Annotated in this window: 18 protein-coding genes and 1 pseudogene; 16 read left to right on the top strand and 3 right to left on the bottom strand. The window is 35.9% G+C overall.

What is annotated here, in order from left to right; translation table 11 throughout:
- The first annotated feature begins 472 nt into the window (after nt 1–472).
- Both LEP1GSC059_RS13505 and LEP1GSC059_RS13500 read left to right on the top strand, forming a co-directional pair.
- Nucleotides 473–1231, top strand: coding sequence for a biotin--[acetyl-CoA-carboxylase] ligase (locus tag LEP1GSC059_RS13505; RefSeq protein ID WP_017213651.1), 759 nt, complete (start codon nt 473–475; stop codon nt 1229–1231).
- 1 nt (nt 1232) lies between these two features.
- Nucleotides 1233–2006, top strand: a complete 774-nt coding sequence (locus tag LEP1GSC059_RS13500; RefSeq protein ID WP_017213650.1) for a type III pantothenate kinase — start codon at nt 1233–1235, stop codon at nt 2004–2006.
- 714 nt (nt 2007–2720) lie between these two features.
- Here LEP1GSC059_RS13500 and LEP1GSC059_RS13495 read toward each other — a convergent pair.
- Both LEP1GSC059_RS13495 and murD read right to left on the bottom strand, forming a co-directional pair.
- Complete coding sequence (locus LEP1GSC059_RS13495; RefSeq protein ID WP_020980941.1) at nt 2721–3251, bottom strand: DUF1564 domain-containing protein; 531 nt, start codon at nt 3249–3251, stop codon at nt 2721–2723.
- Nucleotides 3252–3590: 339 nt separating this feature from the next.
- Nucleotides 3591–4982 (bottom strand): UDP-N-acetylmuramoyl-L-alanine--D-glutamate ligase, encoded by a 1392-nt coding sequence (murD, locus tag LEP1GSC059_RS13490; protein WP_017213648.1) that lies wholly within the window; start codon nt 4980–4982, stop codon nt 3591–3593.
- 82 nt (nt 4983–5064) lie between these two features.
- Between murD and LEP1GSC059_RS13485 the strand changes: the two genes are divergently transcribed.
- Together LEP1GSC059_RS13485 and LEP1GSC059_RS13480 are read left to right on the top strand one after the other, a co-directional pair.
- The gene (locus LEP1GSC059_RS13485; RefSeq protein ID WP_000884017.1) at nt 5065–5397 is read left to right on the top strand and encodes an STAS domain-containing protein; all 333 of its coding nucleotides are present in this window, start codon (nt 5065–5067) and stop codon (nt 5395–5397) included.
- Nucleotides 5398–5402: 5 nt separating this feature from the next.
- On the top strand, nt 5403–6161 hold the full coding sequence (locus LEP1GSC059_RS13480) for an indole-3-glycerol-phosphate synthase (protein WP_017213647.1): 759 nt from the start codon (nt 5403–5405) through the stop codon (nt 6159–6161).
- 280 nt (nt 6162–6441) lie between these two features.
- Here LEP1GSC059_RS13480 and LEP1GSC059_RS13475 read toward each other — a convergent pair whose 3' ends face one another.
- Nucleotides 6442–7098 (bottom strand): hypothetical protein, encoded by a 657-nt coding sequence (locus LEP1GSC059_RS13475; protein WP_020980919.1) that lies wholly within the window; start codon nt 7096–7098, stop codon nt 6442–6444.
- Between the two features lie 407 nt (nt 7099–7505).
- Here LEP1GSC059_RS13475 and rlmN point away from each other — a divergent pair, with 407 nt between their 5' ends.
- The 12 genes and pseudogenes from rlmN to LEP1GSC059_RS13410 all read left to right on the top strand — a co-directional run bounded on the left by rlmN (nt 7506) and on the right by LEP1GSC059_RS13410 (nt 18763).
- The gene (gene rlmN, locus LEP1GSC059_RS13470; RefSeq protein WP_002176370.1) at nt 7506–8567 is read left to right on the top strand and encodes a dual-specificity RNA methyltransferase RlmN; all 1062 of its coding nucleotides are present in this window, start codon (nt 7506–7508) and stop codon (nt 8565–8567) included.
- A 30-nt stretch (nt 8568–8597) separates the two neighbouring features.
- On the top strand, nt 8598–8882 hold the full coding sequence (locus tag LEP1GSC059_RS13465; protein WP_002149963.1) for a Cys-rich protein: 285 nt from the start codon (nt 8598–8600) through the stop codon (nt 8880–8882).
- Nucleotides 8883–8897: 15 nt separating this feature from the next.
- Nucleotides 8898–10625, top strand: coding sequence for an ArnT family glycosyltransferase (locus LEP1GSC059_RS13460; protein WP_020980914.1), 1728 nt, complete (start codon nt 8898–8900; stop codon nt 10623–10625).
- Between the two features lie 813 nt (nt 10626–11438).
- Complete coding sequence (locus LEP1GSC059_RS13455) at nt 11439–12335, top strand: hydroxymethylglutaryl-CoA lyase (RefSeq protein WP_002176355.1); 897 nt, start codon at nt 11439–11441, stop codon at nt 12333–12335.
- Complete coding sequence (locus tag LEP1GSC059_RS13450) at nt 12332–13252, top strand: TIGR02757 family protein (RefSeq protein ID WP_020980905.1); 921 nt, start codon at nt 12332–12334, stop codon at nt 13250–13252. Before LEP1GSC059_RS13455 ends, LEP1GSC059_RS13450 begins: the two co-directional genes overlap by 4 nt.
- A gap of 177 nt (nt 13253–13429) precedes the next feature.
- Nucleotides 13430–13972 (top strand): annotated as a pseudogene (locus LEP1GSC059_RS23140) (VOC family protein); the annotation flags it as partial.
- Between the two features lie 583 nt (nt 13973–14555).
- Complete coding sequence (gene rplU / locus LEP1GSC059_RS13435) at nt 14556–14870, top strand: 50S ribosomal protein L21 (protein ID WP_002176199.1); 315 nt, start codon at nt 14556–14558, stop codon at nt 14868–14870.
- Complete coding sequence (locus LEP1GSC059_RS13430) at nt 14867–15193, top strand: ribosomal-processing cysteine protease Prp (RefSeq protein ID WP_002176279.1); 327 nt, start codon at nt 14867–14869, stop codon at nt 15191–15193. Before rplU ends, LEP1GSC059_RS13430 begins: the two co-directional genes overlap by 4 nt.
- On the top strand, nt 15183–15437 hold the full coding sequence (gene rpmA, locus LEP1GSC059_RS13425) for a 50S ribosomal protein L27 (RefSeq protein WP_000940600.1): 255 nt from the start codon (nt 15183–15185) through the stop codon (nt 15435–15437). The genes LEP1GSC059_RS13430 and rpmA overlap by 11 nt, the downstream gene beginning before the upstream one ends.
- 115 nt (nt 15438–15552) lie before the next feature.
- Nucleotides 15553–16623, top strand: coding sequence for a GTPase ObgE (gene obgE / locus LEP1GSC059_RS13420; protein WP_017213641.1), 1071 nt, complete (start codon nt 15553–15555; stop codon nt 16621–16623).
- Nucleotides 16624–16646: 23 nt separating this feature from the next.
- Nucleotides 16647–17516, top strand: a complete 870-nt coding sequence (proB, locus tag LEP1GSC059_RS13415) for a glutamate 5-kinase (RefSeq protein ID WP_002176343.1) — start codon at nt 16647–16649, stop codon at nt 17514–17516.
- Entirely contained in the window at nt 17513–18763 is a 1251-nt protein-coding gene (locus tag LEP1GSC059_RS13410; protein WP_017213640.1) for a glutamate-5-semialdehyde dehydrogenase, read from the top strand. Before proB ends, LEP1GSC059_RS13410 begins: the two co-directional genes overlap by 4 nt.
- The last annotated feature ends 2 nt before the right edge of the window (nt 18764–18765 follow it).

Here is an 18765-nt window from a genome sequence, read left to right as displayed (position 1 = left end):
GTTGTTGAAAAATGAATTCCCACTTAGTTTCTGTTTTATGGAAACGGTTGATTGAAGCAGTTTTATTGATCGTCACTATGAAATTTTTCAACAACTCTGTTACTTATGAGTGAAAATAAATGAAATTTTAATCAATTGATTGTCATTTTTGATTCAATAGGAATTCTTTATTTATAAAAAGCTTTTGGTTCATCGAAACAACTCGTTAAAAGTTTACTTTGATTTTTTAGAAATACATTTCATTTCCGGTGCTTGTGTTTAAAAAATTTTTGTTTTAAAATTGAAACAAGTCGGTATGAAACTCTCCGAATGCCTTCTTATGATTGGTATTCGGAGAGTCGTTGTATTGAGTTTTTTATTCGCCCAGATTTTCTTACTCTAAATTCACGTTAATTATCATTTCGTAGACAATGATTTAGATGAGAGTGATTTTCTACTTGCGCAATCCAAAGCTACTACAAAGGTATTGGCCATGCAGAATGTATTACTTCAACCTGAAAAGGGAATCTTTATGGATTCCGTAACTTCTACAAACACCATTATTAAAGGTAAGGAATTTCCTCATGGAACTTGGATTGTAGCGGAAGAACAAACCGCTGGAAGAGGAAGAAAGGATCGAACCTGGGAAGTTTTTGGTGAAGAGTTTTTGATCTTTTCGGGAAAAATCGGTTTGGAGAATTTTGACGCGGGACCGGGCCTTTCTCTTTTTATAGGAACTGCTGTTTGTAAAACGATCCTTTCTATATATCCCGAACTAACTCGGGATATTAAAATCAAATGGCCTAACGATTTATATAGAGGTAACAAAAAGGTTGCAGGAATTCTAATAGAGTCTGAAATCGAAGGTTCTTTTATGACTTTAATCATTGGAGTCGGACTGAACCTATATGGGAAAAACGAATCGATTCCGACTCATCTTACCGATGCAGGTTTTTTAAATACGAATCCCAATCGTGCTGGTAAAAAAAATGAAATCTTGGAAAAGCTTATTCCCTTTTTAAACGAATCAATTCTTCTTTGGAAAGATCCAGAAGGAAGAAAAAAGGAACTAATTTTGTTAAACGAATTACTTCTTTGGAAAGGGCAATCCGTTCGTTATAAAGAAAATGGACAATTGCAGACCGGGGTCTTGGAAGGGCTTAGCGAAAGCGGTTCCTTAATTTTAAAAACTCCTTCTGGAACCAGGTTGGATTTTATTGACAGTCCGGAGGATTTCCATTCTTTAAACTAAAATGCTTTTAGTAGTAGATGTCGGCAATACGAACACCGTTTTCGGAATTTTCGAGAATGGAAACAACATTCCTCTCTTTCACAAACGAACCGTAACTAGAAAAGATAGAACGTCCGATGAACTCGGTTTATTTTTCAGAGGATTTTTAAGAGAATTCAAAATTGAAAACGAAATGATCACTGGTGGGATTTATTCCAGCGTTGTTCCAACTTTAAATCCTATCTTAGATAGAATGTTCCAAGATTGGTTTAAGATAGAGGCGATTCGAGTTCATTATCAAATCAAACTACCTTTTTCCATTTCTTATCCAAGGCCTTATGAAATTGGAGCCGATCGGCTTGTAAACGCTGCTGCTTGCGCGATCGATTTTCCGGGTAAGTCTATCATTATTGATTTAGGAACCGCGACTACATTTTGTGTGGTAAACGAAAAACCAGAATATCTAGGTGGAGTGATTGCTCCCGGTTTAAAAGTTTCTATGGACGCGTTGACAAGAAATACTTCTCAACTTCCTCCGATTGTATTTCAGTCTCCTGGAAAAATTTTAGGGGATTCTACAATCGAGTCGATTCAATCAGGATTCTTTTTTGGATGGATTGGTCTTTTGGAAGGAATCATTCGTGAAATCAAAAAAGACAAAGGTGAGAATTATCAAGTCGTTGGGACCGGCGGTTTAGTAACTGTAATCGACGCTGCTCATCCTGGTATTTTTGATAAGATCGATCCGCTTTTGACTTTGCGAGGTTTGCAGATTTTACACTTAATGAATTCTTAATTTAACGTGAGTTCGGCATAACAAATGCGAAAGCGATTATTATGTTGCGATCCATAGTGAGCAGCATTGAGTTTATTATTCGCCCCAATTTTCTTATGTCGAACTCACGTTAATTTATGGTAGTTCCCACAGATTAAGGTTACATTTCGAGTTTTGAAACATTCATTTTTATTTTTACGAAAAAAATCAGGTTTTATAAAAATGGATCACTTACATCAAGGCTTACGTTAATTTTGCGTTAGCTCGCTTTAAAAAAATTGGGCGAGTGCAGTCGCGACTACACCTGAACTTAATTTGCTCCTTACATTTGCAATCAATGCTCCGCTCAATAGATTGATTTCTCTTCAAAAAATGAATCTTTTTGTTATTCTCCACTTTATTGAGTTCCAGAAAGACCATTGAGTTTACTAACTTAACATGAGTTTGATGTAAGAAATTCTGGGCGAATCCAGCTCCCAGAGGCAGCCGGACCGGGCTCTCAGCTCTGGTCAAATTATTGTGAAATTCCAGAAGCAGATTCAATTTTTATAAAATATTATAACGCGACTTGTCGAGCGACCATAGAAGCGAGACGCTGAGTTACTTCATCGATCCCTTTCGCGTCATGCCGAATTCACATTTAAATAGATGCGTAATAAGAAATTTCTTTTGGTTCCTGGTCGGATCCTTTTTATGAAAGAATTAGAATTCTTTTATATTGAATCTGAATGATTTTTATTCTTTTAGGTAGTATGGGTATTTGTCTGTCATTGGGTTTGGTTCAAATTGTAATTCTCTTGAAATGAGATTTTGTCTCCTGTTGATCTTCCAAGTCATTTCGTAAGTCCAGTGAAAGCTAGGAACTCCCCGGTTTAAACTTTTCACAAAAAAATCCTCTTTTCCACCAAGGTCCTCCAGCCAAAGCATGTAATTAAAAAGATAACACCTCGAAACCCCATGAGCTGCAGCTAACACGCCTAAAGTCGCCCAAACACCAGTATGAACTCGAATACTAAACTTTTTCATTTTACCAACGTCCCGATTGTATTTGATTTTACCCGCCCGGTTATGAAGACGCTTCATAGAAACGATCTGCTTAGAATATTTTCTCAACAAAAAGGGGAGTTTGCCCCGAAGAGCTTTTCTTTCCTGAAAATTCAAACGATTCCAATAAACATCTGGAACCAAAAGAGAATCTGTACCAACAGAATCTTCTACCAAAGCAGACTCAATTTTTTGACCGTCATCTAATAAAAGAATGTCCATACCAGAAAACGGTTCTTAGAACTTTCCAGGCGGAACGGTTTATAGAAAAAATTTTCAATCAAATATAGATTTTAATTTAAAGTAAGCGTGACGTAAGAAGATTCTAACGAATAAAAACTCAATGTTGTTTCCTGATGCCAATATTCGCTGGGTTTCCTCTCAATGAAACGCGGTTGCGTTATCTCACTCCTTAAATGTCGATTTTTAGAGAGGCATTCGCCGAGTTTCCGGGTCGGTCATAACTACAGTCAGACGATTTGAAAAACTTGGGAACTCCTCAGATTCAGCCAGCTAAAAATAGAAAGAAAGTAAAAAAATGTAACTCAAGAGATAAAAATTTTAAGAATCAATACGATCAAAAAAGTCTTTCACTAAAGAAAGAAAGTGATTTCCCCTTTCCTCGAAATTCTTATATTGATCAAAACTTGCACAAGCTGGAGAAAAAACGAAGGAAGAAATAACTATATCGCGGGAAAGACGAATCATTTTATTTTCACTTAAGCTTTGGGAGAAAATTAGATTACCTTTTTTGAATATATCAAAAGCATCTTTTAGATTTTCAACGCAGTAAAGTTTTTCTCCGATTATATTTCTAATACCATTTTCCCAAACGGACCGGGCCTCTCCAAATAAAACTACACAACCAATTCCTTTTATTAAGAAATCATAAAGTAATTTCGGATCTTCCTGTTTAGGTCTGCCACCTAAAATTAAACAAGTCTGATCTAAATTTTTCCAATTAGCCATTCCGGCGAGCATACTATGTAAGTTCGTAGATTTAGAATCGTTGATGAACGAAATTCCTAATTTTTCTCCAGCAATTTGAAAACGATGAGGTAAACCTCTAAAAAGAGGAATCCTGGATTGGATCGATTCCGGTCTTCCTCCGATTTCTTCCGCAGCAAGAATAGAAGCCGCGAGATTTTCTCTGTTATGGGTGCCTGGAAGGTAAAACTTAGAGATGTCATATACAAACTTTGAAGTTTTTATTTGCAGAGAGTTTTCATCTAAAAATGCGTCCGAATTAGAAATTTTTCCGAAACTAAGAAGTTTACATTGATAAGAAGTAGAATTCGAAATTCTTTCTTTGATTTTTTCGGAAACGATTAAAGAATGATTTGGATTGGATAGATCCCCAATTTTAAGTTTAGCTTGGAAATAATTTTCCATTGTTTTGTGTCTTTCTATATGATCGGAAGCAAGATTTAGAAATACGGACACATCCAGATGAAGAAGAGACGAATCTTCAAGTTGATAACTAGAGAGTTCCAAAACGGCCAGAGAAATGGGTTCCTTGCAAAAAGAAGTAAAGGGAATTCCTAAATTTCCTCCTTCCTTTAAATCTGGAAAATCCTGTTTCAAAAGGTGTGCAATTAAAGTAGTTGTAGTGGATTTACCGTCGGTTCCGGTAATACCTATGATTTTTCCTTTAAAAAAATATCTTCCTAAGTCGATTTCCGATATAACTGGAATTTTTTTATCCGCAGCGTAAGAAAGAATCGGATGGGTTGGTAAAATTCCAGGGGATTTAATGATCAATGAAATTTCAGGAAGAGATTGAGGGGTTAAGTCGTCCGGAAAAAAGGGGACGACGGTTGTTTCAGGTCGATTTCGATCGCAAAGAATCGGTTGAGCTTTTTCAGAGATTAAAAAATTAAGAGCCGAGTTTCCGGAGATCCCTCCTCCTAAAACGAGAATCTTTAGGTCCTTTAAGGACTCAGGAAATTTCATTTTTAAACCGTTGAACAGTGATTGACAGGTTATTTTCGCCCCCGATAGTTGTCAGTAGCAAAAAACTATAAGGATTATTCCCTTGCTCGATCATAAAGTACGCGACGGTGTTTTGATTGTTTATCTCAAAGGGCGTTTGGATGTTTCCATTGCCAATGAGGTAGAGGAAAATCTAAATGATCTGATCGACAATCAAGGCCATAAAAAAGTAATTCTGAATATGCAAGAAGTGGATTATATGTCCTCTTCTGGTTTTAGAGCGTGTATTTCCACTTTAAGAAAGTTGAATTCTAAAGAAGGCGCATTAAAAATCAGTAATATTAAACCCGCCGTTAAAAGAATTTTCGACGTGATTGAGTTAACCTCTCTTTTCGATATTTGCGAAACCGAAGACGAGGCTTTAAAGTCTTTTTAGGTCTCATGTCCTCTTTTCAGCTTCATCAGGTTCTTCGAGAAATCATTTCTACAAAACAAAACGAAATCGAAAAAATCCCAACTTGGGATCCTCCGCCCTATCATGGACCTGGTTTTCGCGATTCTCTGAAAAGTAGAAAATTTTCCATCATTGCAGAGTGTAAGCGAAAAAGTCCTTCAGCTGGGGAACTTCGTCCGGATTATCGTCCGGCTCAAATTGCTAAAACATACGAAGAGTTAGGCGCTTCTGCTATTTCTGTACTTACCGATCGAAATTACTTTGGGGGTTCTTTGGACGATCTGAAGGACGTTTCTTCGGAATTAAAAATTCCAGTCTTAAGAAAAGATTTTATTCTGGATGAAATTCAGATTCGGGAAGCGAGAGCCTTCGGTGCATCTGCAATTTTATTGATCGTTAGGATTTTGACTCCGGAACAGATTAAGTTTTTTCTAAAGTCAGCTTCTTCTTTGGGAATGGATTGTTTGGTTGAAGTTCATACTTCGGACGAGGCAAAACTTGCCCTGGATTGTGGTGCGGAAATTATTGGAATCAATACAAGAGATTTAGATACTTTGCAAATTCATCAGAATTTGGTAGAGGAAGTTTCTGATTTCTTGCCACCTAACGTAGTAAAGGTGGGTGAATCCGGTGTAAAAAATCGTTCTGACTTGGATACATTTCGTAAGTTGGTGGATGCGGCTTTGATCGGTACCTATTTTATGGAAAAACAAGATATTCGGAAAGCCTGGTTGGAATTATTTTAAGTTTTTAGAATATTCTTTATTTAAAAAAAGATTTTTTTTGAAGTGTTTTTTATCTTCTTCGAGGCAGTGTTTGTAAATCAAACAAAAGGCGCTTTTGCTGATACTTTCAAAAAGTTGCAAGTTCTTTGGTGGTTTAAAAGTATTTGTTTCTACAAATTCTTAGTAAAAATATAGGAATTCTGTAGATTACGTCTAATTGAAAATTTATGCAGCTTTAAACAACTTTTTTGCCGCAAAACTTTCGTATGAGTTCCTATATTCAAAATTTTGAAACAAAACTCTAATTTACTTTTGTAATTACAATTCTTCCTTTGTTGTCAATAAATTGAGGGCAACTTCCCTTACAAGTGATCGTATAACTTGGATTGTTGGAGTATGTGGTAATGAGTATCGATCTTCTTAAATTTCCAGCGGTTACAGTATCTGTACAAACAACCGTTTGTCCTTCGCCACGTGGAGCAATACAAACAGGAGGAAGGGTATCGAAAGGGGCTCTATAGTCATAGGGAATGATTGCGAGTTTATCTATATCGTTGAAAATTTCATTAGATGATAATGTTTCTATATCCTGTTTAAGTACAGCGGCGATTGTTCTACGCCCAGCCGCTTCTATTTCGTTAAAAATTTGGATCTTATAATTTCCAGGTTCCAGATAGTCGAACGTGGCAAATACTCCAATTCCTTGACCAGTAGGATAGGAATAGCAGAAATTGGTTCCATCAATCAGTTTGCCGATATAAGGACTCCCGAAATTAGACCATGAGGAATAATTTGTTACAAGACCCTTTTTGCAAGGTGGAGTTGTTGCAAGTTGAATGATGGCCAGCGTTTTTAAATCTTCCATTGGATCTTTTTCTTCTTTTCCTAAAACGTTATCCAGAACTGAGCAAGATAAGGATAAAATGAAAGCGAGCACGGTTAACGTTAACTGATTCATGATTTTTCTCTCGAGTAAAGTGATACTAAAATTGGAAACCATATAATTTTTACAATTGAATTTTCCGATTTGAATTATTTCATTTTAAAACAAACGATCGGCTTGGTATTATTTTAAATTCAAATTGAAGATGGATATGTTTACTAAATGTCAAATCGAAATATAGGAATCGTATAAAAGGGAAGTTCACTTGTTACTCTTGATCATAATTCTCCATAACCACAAGTTGATCGGACACTGTTTGCCCGTCACACCATCGACTCGGCAAGTAGTGTTAAAAGAAGATATATGTAGTTTTTTAAGGTTTAATCTTCAGATCAAAATCTTTGTTAGAATTTGAAAAGAGAAGGTTTTGAAAAGAGTATCCCTCTCAAAGAGCTGAAAAAAAATCGACCGAGAAGGTATTTATGATTTCAGAAACCCTTGGAGAAAACCAAACCGAAAAAATACCGTTAAAAGGAAGAACCCTAAAAGAACTTTCCGAAATCATGATTGCTCTCGGAGAAAAATCTTTTCGAGCTAAACAAATCTATCATGGTTTGTATGTAAATCGTTACGAATCCTGGGATCAATTTACTACATTCTCCAAAACTCTTAAGGAAAAACTCGAAGAACTTTGTTCTCTCACTCGTCTTCAAGTTGTAAAACATCTTAAGTCCTTGGACGGAACACAGAAGTTTACATTTACTTCCGAATTTGGAAGCGGAAAGGAATTCGAGGCCGTTTGGATTCCATCCGGAGACGGCGGAAGAAAAACGATCTGTATATCTTCCCAGATAGGTTGTACTCTTAATTGTAAATTCTGCGCGACAGCAAAATTAGAATTTCAAGGAAATTTAAAGGCACACGAGATCGTAGATCAGATTTTACAAGTAGAAAAGATTGTAAAGGACAATGCGACTAACGTTGTATTTATGGGGATGGGGGAACCGCTTCATAATTATTTTAACGTAATTCGCGCAGCTTCCATCTTTCACGATCCGGATGCGCTCAATCTGGGAGCAAAAAGAATTACGATTTCAACTTCCGGAGTAGTCAACGGGATCAGACGTTTTATCGAAAATAAAGAACCTTATAACTTTGCAATTTCTCTCAATCATCCGGATCCAAACGGTAGATTACAAATTATGGATATTGAGGAAAAATTTTCCCTTCCCGAACTTTTACAAGCGGCAAAAGATTTTACGAGAGAGTTAAAAAGAAGAATCACTTTCGAATACGTGATGATTCCAGGAGTGAACATGGGATCTGAAAACGCAAACAAACTCGTAAAAATAGCTAAGTCGCTCGATTGTAAAATCAATGTGATTCCTCTCAATACCGAATTTTTCGGTTGGAGAAGACCTACTCGAGAAGAAATCACAGACTTTATTGCTCTTCTTGAACCCGCCGGAGTTCCTATACTCAATAGAAGATCGCCCGGCAAAGATATTTTTGGAGCTTGTGGAATGCTCGCTTCAAAAAGTTGACCTACACTTTCGTTTCCGAAAAATGGGGCCATGAATCCCAAAAGAACTATTATTCTTTTTTTATATCTTTTGCCTTTTGTTTCCTGTCAGGAATACGTTCAACAAAAATGCAATTCCGCTTGTAAGTTCTTTGTTCAATGTGCAATGACAGACTTTAAGGACGTAAACGTCACGGACGCGCAAAAAAATCAAATGATGATCGATTGCGAAAGCGGTTGTATTCGAGAACAAGGTTTTATTCTTCCTTGTTTTGAATCCGAAACCACATGCAAAGGTTTTAATACTTGCGTGATGGAATCCGGATTTATGGATTAATAAAAGGGAGTTCTTATGAATCAAATTTCCATAGATAACAAACAGCCGATCTCCGTTCGAATTCTTTTTATATTTCTGATCGTGTCCGTTTTACCTTTGATACTTACTCTGCCTTTGGATGTGATCGATATAGATTCTTCTCAGTACGCAGAAATTTCCAGGGAGATGGTAGAAGGAGGAAACCCTTTTTTTATCAGAGACAACGGTAGAAGATATTTAGATAAACCGATTCTTACGTTTTGGAAAATATCACTTTCTTTTTTGATTTTTGGTTATCAAAATTTTGCGTTTCGTCTTCCGGCTCTTTTGTTCACTTTTCTTTCCTTTTGGGGAATATTTAAACTTACCGAACTTTATTCCCAAAGTCGTCTGAGAGCTTGGATTTCCGTATTTATATACGCACTTTCTCCGGGACTCTATTCGATGGTAGTAGATCCTAAGATAGACGTTTATCTAACGCCTTATCTGATTTTAGTACATACATTCTACTATTTGGGTTTCAAAAAAAATAAGAATTACTATTATCTAATGTACTTTGTCATGGGTTTAGGTTTTATCACCAAGGGACCGATTGCTATGGTAATTCCAAGTATTTCCATCGGAGGAGATATTTTATTTCGAAGAGATTGGAAGCGGCTTTCGGAAATGAAATTGTTTCCGGGAGTTTTTCTTGCGATTTTACCTCCACTCTTATGGTCCATTCCATTGTATCTTGAATTTCAAACCTATGGTCCTTATTTCTTTTTATGGATTCAATCCTTTGGTCGTTTTTATGTAAAGATGTACAATCAGAAATTCAATCCATTGTTTTTTTATTCCAATTTTTCTTGGGCTTTCGGAGTTTTTATACTTCCATTTTTCGGATTTGTATTTGATCGAATATTGATTTTCTTTAAGGAAAAAAAAGTAAAAAAAGTATTTCAAAATATACTAAAAAATGAATATTCTAATCTAGATTTTGTTCCCGGTTTTTGGTTGTTTTTGTTTTTATTTTTGATCAGTTTTTCTAGATATCAACTTCCTCAATATATCTATTGGTGTTTACCGGCTGCAGCTGTGATCGGTTCAGGAGTTTTGGAATCGATTTTACTTTCTTTTAAAGATCAAAATAAAAAAAATCGGATCGATCAGTTAAATCAAATTTTACTTTTGATTACCTCCGCTATTTTTTTGATCATTGTTTTAGTAATTCCTTGGATCAGCGTAGAAGTAGGTTGGAGTTATCTGATTCTTCCTTTGGTTTATTTAGGGATTTTTCTCTGGGTGTTTTATAGATCTTCTGCTACGGGAAGATTGCTCGCGTCTTGGATCTTTCCGATTTCTCTCTTTTTTTCGATCGTGAGTTTATATCTCTATCCTATGTTAACTTCGTTTCAGCCTTCTAAAGAAATCGGAACTTTGATTCGTAAATACGAACCTAACAAAGATAAGTTGTTTCTTTTTGGGGTTCCTGCTTCTAAAAGGTCGTATGCTTATTATTCTAAGAAAATTTCGAGAACCTTATTTGATCCCGTGGTTTTAATCGATTCGATTCAAAAAGATGGTCAACGTTATCTGGTGGTTCAAGACAAATGGTTGCCTAAATTAGAAGAGTTTTTTGGCAAGGACCTACAGTTTGAGACAGTCAAAGAATTTCCTTCTTACAAGGTAGCGACTCCGGAAGGTAAGTTTTTTTTAAAGTCTCAAAGAGATCAGGTCGTGGGTAAGGTGATTTTGATGAAAGCCACTCTTAAAAAAAAATGAAAGTTTTAAAAAAAGGTGAGGGGAATTTCAAGGTTTCTCCCGAAAAATGAATTAGGCTAAATTGTGAGCCTGGTTTGGTTTTGGTCCCTGGGTAAAACCGGGGACTGCTTTTCCTAGATTTTGATCTTTTATAAAATCCAAAAATTAAAATTCTTTGGTCGAATTTTATCATAAAATCGTTGTTTGGCGATTAGAATCCAATTTAAATAGTTTCCATTCCAGTTGGTTCAAAGATTTTTCTAAAAATTAATTTTTTTCCTGCATTTGTTTTTATTATTGTAATGAGAATTACAAAATTGATTTCACTTTATATGTAAACTACTCATTTTACCCAGCGAGTAATAGTAGTTTACATTATCAAAAATCTTTAATTTAAGGAAATCTCTTCATCAAGAAGATTTTTTTGTGTTTCAGTTTCGTTAGCTGTTGATGGTATATTTTCTTTTTTGGATGTTGAAAATAGATTTTATTCCTATATCAAATTTATGGTAATCTATTTTGTAGGAACGAACCGTTTTTGAAATAGAATTTCGTAAAACGGTTGCGTGAGCGATCGAAACGGGGTCAACAAATTTAAATTCAATAAAATGAATATTCAAAAAGAAAAATAAAATTTGTTGACCGGAGTTGAGAGCGCGGTCGCTCGAAATTTTTTTGCGAGCGACACGCCCGTCGTATTTTGTAGTTTGAAAGGAATTGTGTTTCCAAAAAAACTATGGCTGAAATGTTTTTAGGTTAAAATAGTATTTTCGTAATTACCTCGATCGTAATTTGACTTGCAGGTTTTTAATATAAAGATCGAATCAGAAGCAAATGGAAGTAAAAATTACAGAAGTGGGCCCGCGTGACGGGTTACAAAACGAAAAATCTCCGGTTTCAACAGAAATCAAGGCGGAATTCATTCAACGTTTGGTTCGCGCTGGTTTAAAAAATATAGAAGCAACGTCTTTTGTTAAAAAAGATTCGATTCCTCAGTTAGCCGATTCTACCGAACTTTCTGTTCTTTTGGATTTAAACGGTTCTGTTTCTTTTTCGGCTTTGACTCCGAATCTCAAAGGTTACGAAGCAGCTAAAAATGCAGGTTACAAAGAAGTCGCGGTTTTTACGGCCGCTTCCGAATCGTTCACTAAAAAAAATATCAATCGGACGATTTCTGAATCCATAGACGGTTTTAAAGATATATTCAAATTTTCTAAAATAGATGGAATTCGAGTAAGGGGTTATGTTTCTACTGTAATCGATTGTCCTTATGAAGGTAAAATGAATCCAAAAAAAGTATTAGAAGTTTCTAAAATTCTTTTGGATTTAGGAGCTTATGAGATTTCTTTAGGAGAAACCATAGGCACCGGAGTTCCTACAGAAGTAGAAAAACTTTTAGAAATTCTTTTGAAAGAAATTCCTGCAGATAAATTAGCGGGGCATTTTCATGATACATATGGAATGGCGATTGCAAACGTGGAAAAGGCTTATTCTATGGGGCTTCGTTCTTTTGATTCTTCTGCTGGCGGTTTAGGTGGATGTCCTTATGCAAAAGGTGCTGCGGGGAATTTAGCCACAGATGATCTTGTATATTTTTTGGAAAAGTCCGGTGTTTCCACTGGGATTGATCCTAATCTTTTGTGGGAAGCGTCTTCATTTATGGAAAAGTCTCTTTCGAGAGAATTACAATCTAGAACTTTTTTAGCGACTAAAAAGAAAAAAGAGTCTTGAATCGATCTTCTCAAAAAATCAAAAGAGTATTAGAAAATTTATTTTTAGAATACCAAACTTCTGAATATCTCAAATCCGACCCGATTGAATTTCCACATTCTTTCTCTGATTTTAGAGATCGAGAAATTTCCGGTTTTATATCTGCATTGTTTTCTTATGGAAACGTTACCGCGATTAAGGATCATCTCAAACGGATCTTTGCAATTTGTGGAAGTTCTCCGTATCGTTTTCTTTTGAATGAAGATTTAAAATCTATTCGAAAAGATTTGAAACCGTATCGTTTTCAAAAACCTGCAGATACGTTTCTTTTTTTACAAACGATTCAAAATAAACTTAGAACTACTAAAGATCATGGACTTGAATCTCTTTTTTCTTTGCCTGAAGAAGGAGAATTTCAATTTTCTTCAAGAGATCAAAAATCTTTTTTAGAAGGTGGTTCTTTAAGGCGTAGGATTTTATCGTTTCAACTTCGATTTTTGAAAGAATCTTCAAAAGTTGATTTTAAACAAACTAAAAGTTATGGATATAAATTTTTAATCGGACAAGGAATTCGATCCACTTCTTTAAAAAGATATTCTATGTTTCTAAGATGGATGGTTCGAAAAGAATTTCCCGATTTTGGAATTTATTCTTCAATTTCTCCTGCCGAGTTGCAATTTCCTCTGGACGTTCATATTCAAAGAATTGCAAGTGTTTTAAATCTGAGTTCTCGTAGCACTTCCGATTGGAAAAAAGCGGAAGAGATTACCGATTTTTTTCGTACAATTTTTCCGAATGATCCTGTAAAAGGGGACTTTGCGTTGAGCCGTTTGGGAATTTTAAAAAAATGTAAATCAAAATATCAGCGGGAACTTTGTGAATCTTGCTGTATCAAATCTATTTGTAAAGTCTACAAAGGGTTTCAAAATAATTATTAGAGTTTTTAAAAAATTAATTCTTGATCTGTTTCTGTTATATTGAAATGGATAATTGAAGCAATTTTGTGAATTTTTACTCTGGAATTTTTCAACAACTCTATTGACTAAAAAAAATAAAAGAAGTTTAAAATTTCCGAATATACCCAAAAACAAATGTAAAAGATAACACCATTTTTGATGTTCGATAACGATTTATGGGAAGCGTTAAGACTCTATGCTTCTACCGGAAGTTTTTAAGTTAAAATCAGCCTGTGAAACGGTAATGTCTGCTACATTTGTAATTTCTGGAAAAGAGATTTTAGGGGGGCCTCATTTCAAATTTACATCTGCGATTTTTTTTCTATCTTGTTAAACTTCTAAAGAAGTAGAAAAAAATATGGGCTTCCTTAGCTCTGTTGATAGAACTTTAAGAATATCCTTTCAGCGAAAAGTATAGCGGTTTGGACCATACTTTCACATTCAGTGAAGTATATTCGTTTTTTATAAAGTGTGATATTCAAGCAGAAGTAGATGAGTATTCAGAGAAACTTTCTTTCCAAGGAGAAAAACAAAAATACGGTTGGGTAAAGAATAAGTTCGGAGTAAGTTGACAGGTCATTCTCGGATTTTAGGAGATTACTTGCAATATAAAGACCTCAAAAAATCACAAGTGTATTACAGGCAATGTTGCAAATGGATAAAGTAGACATTGCCAAATTAAAAAGCGTTTATGATTCTAATTCAAGTTTAGTTTACTGTGTCTTTATTTTGCAGATCAATTTTGAAAATCCAGAACTGCTACTTTTAAAAAATTCTTTCTAATTTTTTTTACGCAGAACTCGCGTTATTATAGTATAAATTCTATGTAAAAAATTTATTTTTACAATTTGTGGTAGTTCCTATAGAAGTCGTCTTTTCAGAGTTATTCATCAGTTTTCGACAATTTCTTTTGTAGGAGTTCTTACGTGTTACGTCCCTTTTGCAAGTTGGATGGGTTTTCGAATTTCGTTTTGTTACTAAACTTATGCATCAGTTTCACATATCCAAAGATTTGAGTATAAGCTAGTCTCCTTAGTTTGAAATGATTTCACATTTTAGTAATTCACAGACAATATCAATATTTTGTAATAGTTCCTACATTTCAAAGACATACAATTTTTGGAAGTTTGTCCGAATTTGGACGATCCTAGGTAGGTTCGACAATTTTTGATTTAGATCACAGAGAAACTAGGAACTCATCAAACATAAAGATCTAATTTCCCTTGACCGACAAGTCTTGTCGGTCAAATTGGTTGAAAACGACTTAAAAACAGGCCGGAAAGAAATGTACGCAATTATTTCAGTTGGAAACAGACAATACAAAGTGACTCAGGATCAGGAATTTCTGACCGAAAAAACCGGCAAAAACGCAGGAGAATCTTTTGACGCAAAAGTATTGCTTTTTGCGGAATCCAGTAATAAAGTTCATATCGGACAACCTGAGTTAAAAACCGCCCGTGTTTCCTTAAAAATACTTGAAGACGTAAAAGGAGATAAAATCCACGGATACGTTTATAAAAGAAGAAAGAACTACCAAAAGGCTTGGGGCCATAGACAACAGCTCCAAAAAGTAAAAGTAGTTTCTCTTTCCGCGGTTTGATCCGAATCCGGATTACTCGGACCGGGAAATTTTATTCTTCCTTGGAAAGTGAGGGACATTCCTCTACTTCCCTTGGAAAAAAAGGTGAGAATCTTCTTTGTTCTGCCGTTTCAGTTTTGGTTCAGACTTTATATCTGCACCTATTACAATCCGGCAAAACAAAACCCGCTGAAATCCGCGATGGGTATCTTCGGTTTGAAGTTCTTGGACAAGACGCATTGATACAAAATAGTTTCGAATTGGTTCTCTCAGGATTAAAAAATCTAAAGAACCAATATCCGACAGAAATTGAACTGATAGGAGTACCAGAAAATGGCACATAAGAAAGGTGGCGGATCTTCAAAAAACGGTAGAGATTCTAATTCCCAGAGACTAGGGGTAAAACGTTTCGGAGGAGAATCCGTTCTTGCAGGAAATATTTTAGTTCGTCAAAGAGGGACAAAGTTTCGTCCAGGTAATAACGTAGGACTTGGTAAAGATCACACGTTATTTGCTCTTGTAACCGGAAAAGTGAAGTTTGAAATGGTTACCAAATTAAAAATGCAGGTTTCCGTTTACCCGGAATAACTTTCATAGTTCAATTCAAACCGGATGAACCGCAGTTTCCTGCCCGTTTCTGGGTCCGGACTCTGCGGTTTTTTGTTTTTTAAATTAGTTTCAAAATTTAGAATATTCAAATATTATGGAATCCTTTGTAGATGAAGTCGCCATAGAAGTGTTCGCCGGTCACGGCGGGGCCGGGTCTGTTCATTTCCGTAGAGAGAAATACGTCGAGTTTGGAGGGCCAGACGGAGGAGACGGAGGAATCGGAGGGAATGTGGTCATTCGCCCCAATCTTTCCATGTATACCTTGGATAAATATCTCTCTAAAAGAAAATTCAAAGCTCAAGCGGGATTTCCGGGAGTAGGAGATAACTGTTCCGGGAAAAAAGGAGAAGACTTAATTTTGTTTGTTCCTCTCGGAACACAAATCTATGACGAGGAAACGGGAGATCTATTATTCGATTTTGTATCCGATACACAAGAATTTGTAGTAGTCAAAGGAGGTAGAGGTGGAAAGGGAAACGCACATTTTAAAACTTCTACCAATCAAACCCCACGTTTTGCACAACCAGGAGAAGAAGGGGAATATAAATTCTTACGTCTTTCTCTCAAGCTATTAGCAGATGTGGGAATTGTAGGTTTGCCGAACGCGGGCAAGTCCACTTTGATTTCTAAAATTACAGACGCACATCCAAAAATTGCCGGTTATGCGTTTACTACACTTTCTCCTAACCTAGGTGTTGTTAAGCGAAGAGGAGACATCTTTCGTTTTACCATTGCCGATATTCCTGGAATTATTGAAGGTGCTAGTATGGGGATTGGGCTGGGTCTATCTTTTTTGCGTCATATCGAAAGAGTCAAAGGAATATTATATTTGTTTGATGCATCTTCTCTCGACATTGAAGAAGATCTTAAAATGCTTCGAAACGAACTTTCTACCTATAATCCAGAATTATTAAATCGGCCTTATTTAATCGTATTGAATAAAATTGATATTTGGAACGATCCTGAGTTTACAAAAGATGTGATCGCAAAAGTTTCTCATCTAGGAAAGGTAGTTGCGATTTCTGCAGATCAAGAAATAAATTTAGAAGAACTTTTAGAAAATATGGATGAAACTTTTTTCAAAAATGAAATCGAAAGGATTCTAAATCCAATCAAAGAGGCAAAGTTTATCTCTTCGAGTGAATCGGATATTTTTGAAAGCTAAAGAGGTAGTAAGGATAAAATAGAATGAAATCGGAACGAAACTCACTTTCTGAAAAAATTCGTAATGCGGAAAAAATAGTCATCAAAGTAGGTTCCGCAAGACTTTCTGGACTTCCGTCGGAAGTAAACGATTTTCTATTTCAATTGGTAAGTGATATTCGTCATCTTAGAGATCTAGGAAAAAAAGTAATCTTAGTTTCTTCGGGAGCAATTGCAAGGGGAAGACTTTTGTTAAGCGAACTTCCTTATACAATTTCTTCCGAGGATTCAATTTCCGAAAAACAGGCGTTAGCCGCAATGGGGCAAAATATGCTTGTCAATCTCTACGACAGTTTTTTTTCCAAAGTCAATTTGAGAATTGCACAGATCCTTTTTGGGGTTTTGGATTTGGAATCATCCAAAGAAGGTTATAAAAATCTAAAGAATACGTTTACTCAACTTTTAGAATGGGGAATACTTCCAGTGGTAAACGAAAATGATTCCGTTGCAACCGAAGAAGTCAAGTTTGGAGATAACGATATGCTTTCCGCTTTGGTAAGTTTAATCGTAGAAGCAGATCTTTTGATTATACTAACGGGTGTAGATGGTTTTTTGAAAGAAGAGAAAGTTGTACCTTTTCTAGAAAAAATTTCCAAAGAAGATTTAGGTCTTGCTGGTGGTCCTAGCGGACCGGGCACAGGCGGAATGTTCACTAAACTCAAGTCCGCAGGTTTATTATCTGAGGCGGGAATTCCGACCGCAATCCTAAACGGAAAAAAAATGCATGTGATTCGTGAATTTTTAGAAAAAAATTCAATTGGAACGTTAGTTGCTCCTTCTGGAAGCCGTGTTTTTTCTGAAGAAGACGTAAAAGAAATCATCCGTAAAAATAGAAACGGAGGGAATCATTTATGAAAGAAATTGAATATGTTCAGGATTTATGTTTTCGAGCTAAGAAGGCTTCAAAAACTTTGAAACAACTTTCTTCTTCCAAAAAGAATAAAATTCTTTTGAGTTTAGCCGATATATTAGAAAAACGTAAAGCAGAAATACTCTCAGCTAACGAATTGGACCTCAAAGATGGAAAGGAAAAACAACTTTCTTCAGCGTTGATGGATCGTTTGTTTTTAAACGAAAAAAGGATTTTTTCTATGTCTTCTGCGGTTCGTGAGATCGCTGCGCTTCCGGATCCTATAGGAGAGGTGACAAGAGGTATAACCCTTTCGAACGGCTTAGAACTTGTAACTCGGCGAGTTCCGCTTGGTGTAGTGATGGTTATTTATGAATCTCGTCCAAACGTAACCATCGACGTAGGTGCCCTTTCTTTTAAATCAGGAAACGCGTGTATTCTTAGGGGGGGGAGTGAGGCATTTTATTCCAACGAAATTCTAATAAAGTTATTTCATGAAATTCTAATAAAAGAAGAAGTTGATATAGGATCTGTCACTTTTGTGGATAAAACTGATCGTTCCTTTATGATTCCTTTTTTTCAACAGACTTCTTTAATAGACATAGTTGTTCCTAGGGGAGGAGAAGGATTGATTCGATTTGTTTCGGAAAATTCTAAAATCCCTGTTGTTAAACACGATAAAGGAGTTTGTAATCTTTATATCGATCAAGATGCAGATCCGGAAAAAGTAATTCCGATCGTAATCAATTCGAAGGTGCAAAGACCTGGAGTATGTAATTCTACTGAGAATTTAATTCTTCATAACGGCTATCCGTTTCGAAAAGAATTATTAGAGGCGCTTGCAAAAGAAGGTGTGGAACTACTACTCGATCCTTCCGCTCTTACTCTGTATCCAAAAGGAAAACTAGTCAAAGAAGAGGATTATTTGGAAGAATTTTTAGATCTTCGTCTTTCCGTCAAAACTGTATCTTCTTTAGAAGAGGCGTTGGCATTTATCGAAAAAACTTCTTCGGGTCATACGGAGGCGATTGTCACGGAAGATTTAAATGCCGCTAAAATGTTCACAAACTCTTTGGATTCGGCGGCTCTGTTTATCAATTGTTCCACTCGATTTCATGACGGCGGAGAATTTGGATTGGGGGCCGAAGTAGGAATATCTACTGGAAAACTACACGTTCGTGGTCCGATGGGTTTGGTTCATCTTACAACAACAACAACGTATGTTACCGGAAACGGACAGATCCGAGGTTGATT

Origin of the sequence: Leptospira noguchii serovar Panama str. CZ214, from assembly GCF_000306255.2 — a bacterium.
Classification (GTDB): domain Bacteria; phylum Spirochaetota; class Leptospiria; order Leptospirales; family Leptospiraceae; genus Leptospira; species Leptospira noguchii.
This window is presented reverse-complemented; position numbering and strand designations above follow the sequence as displayed.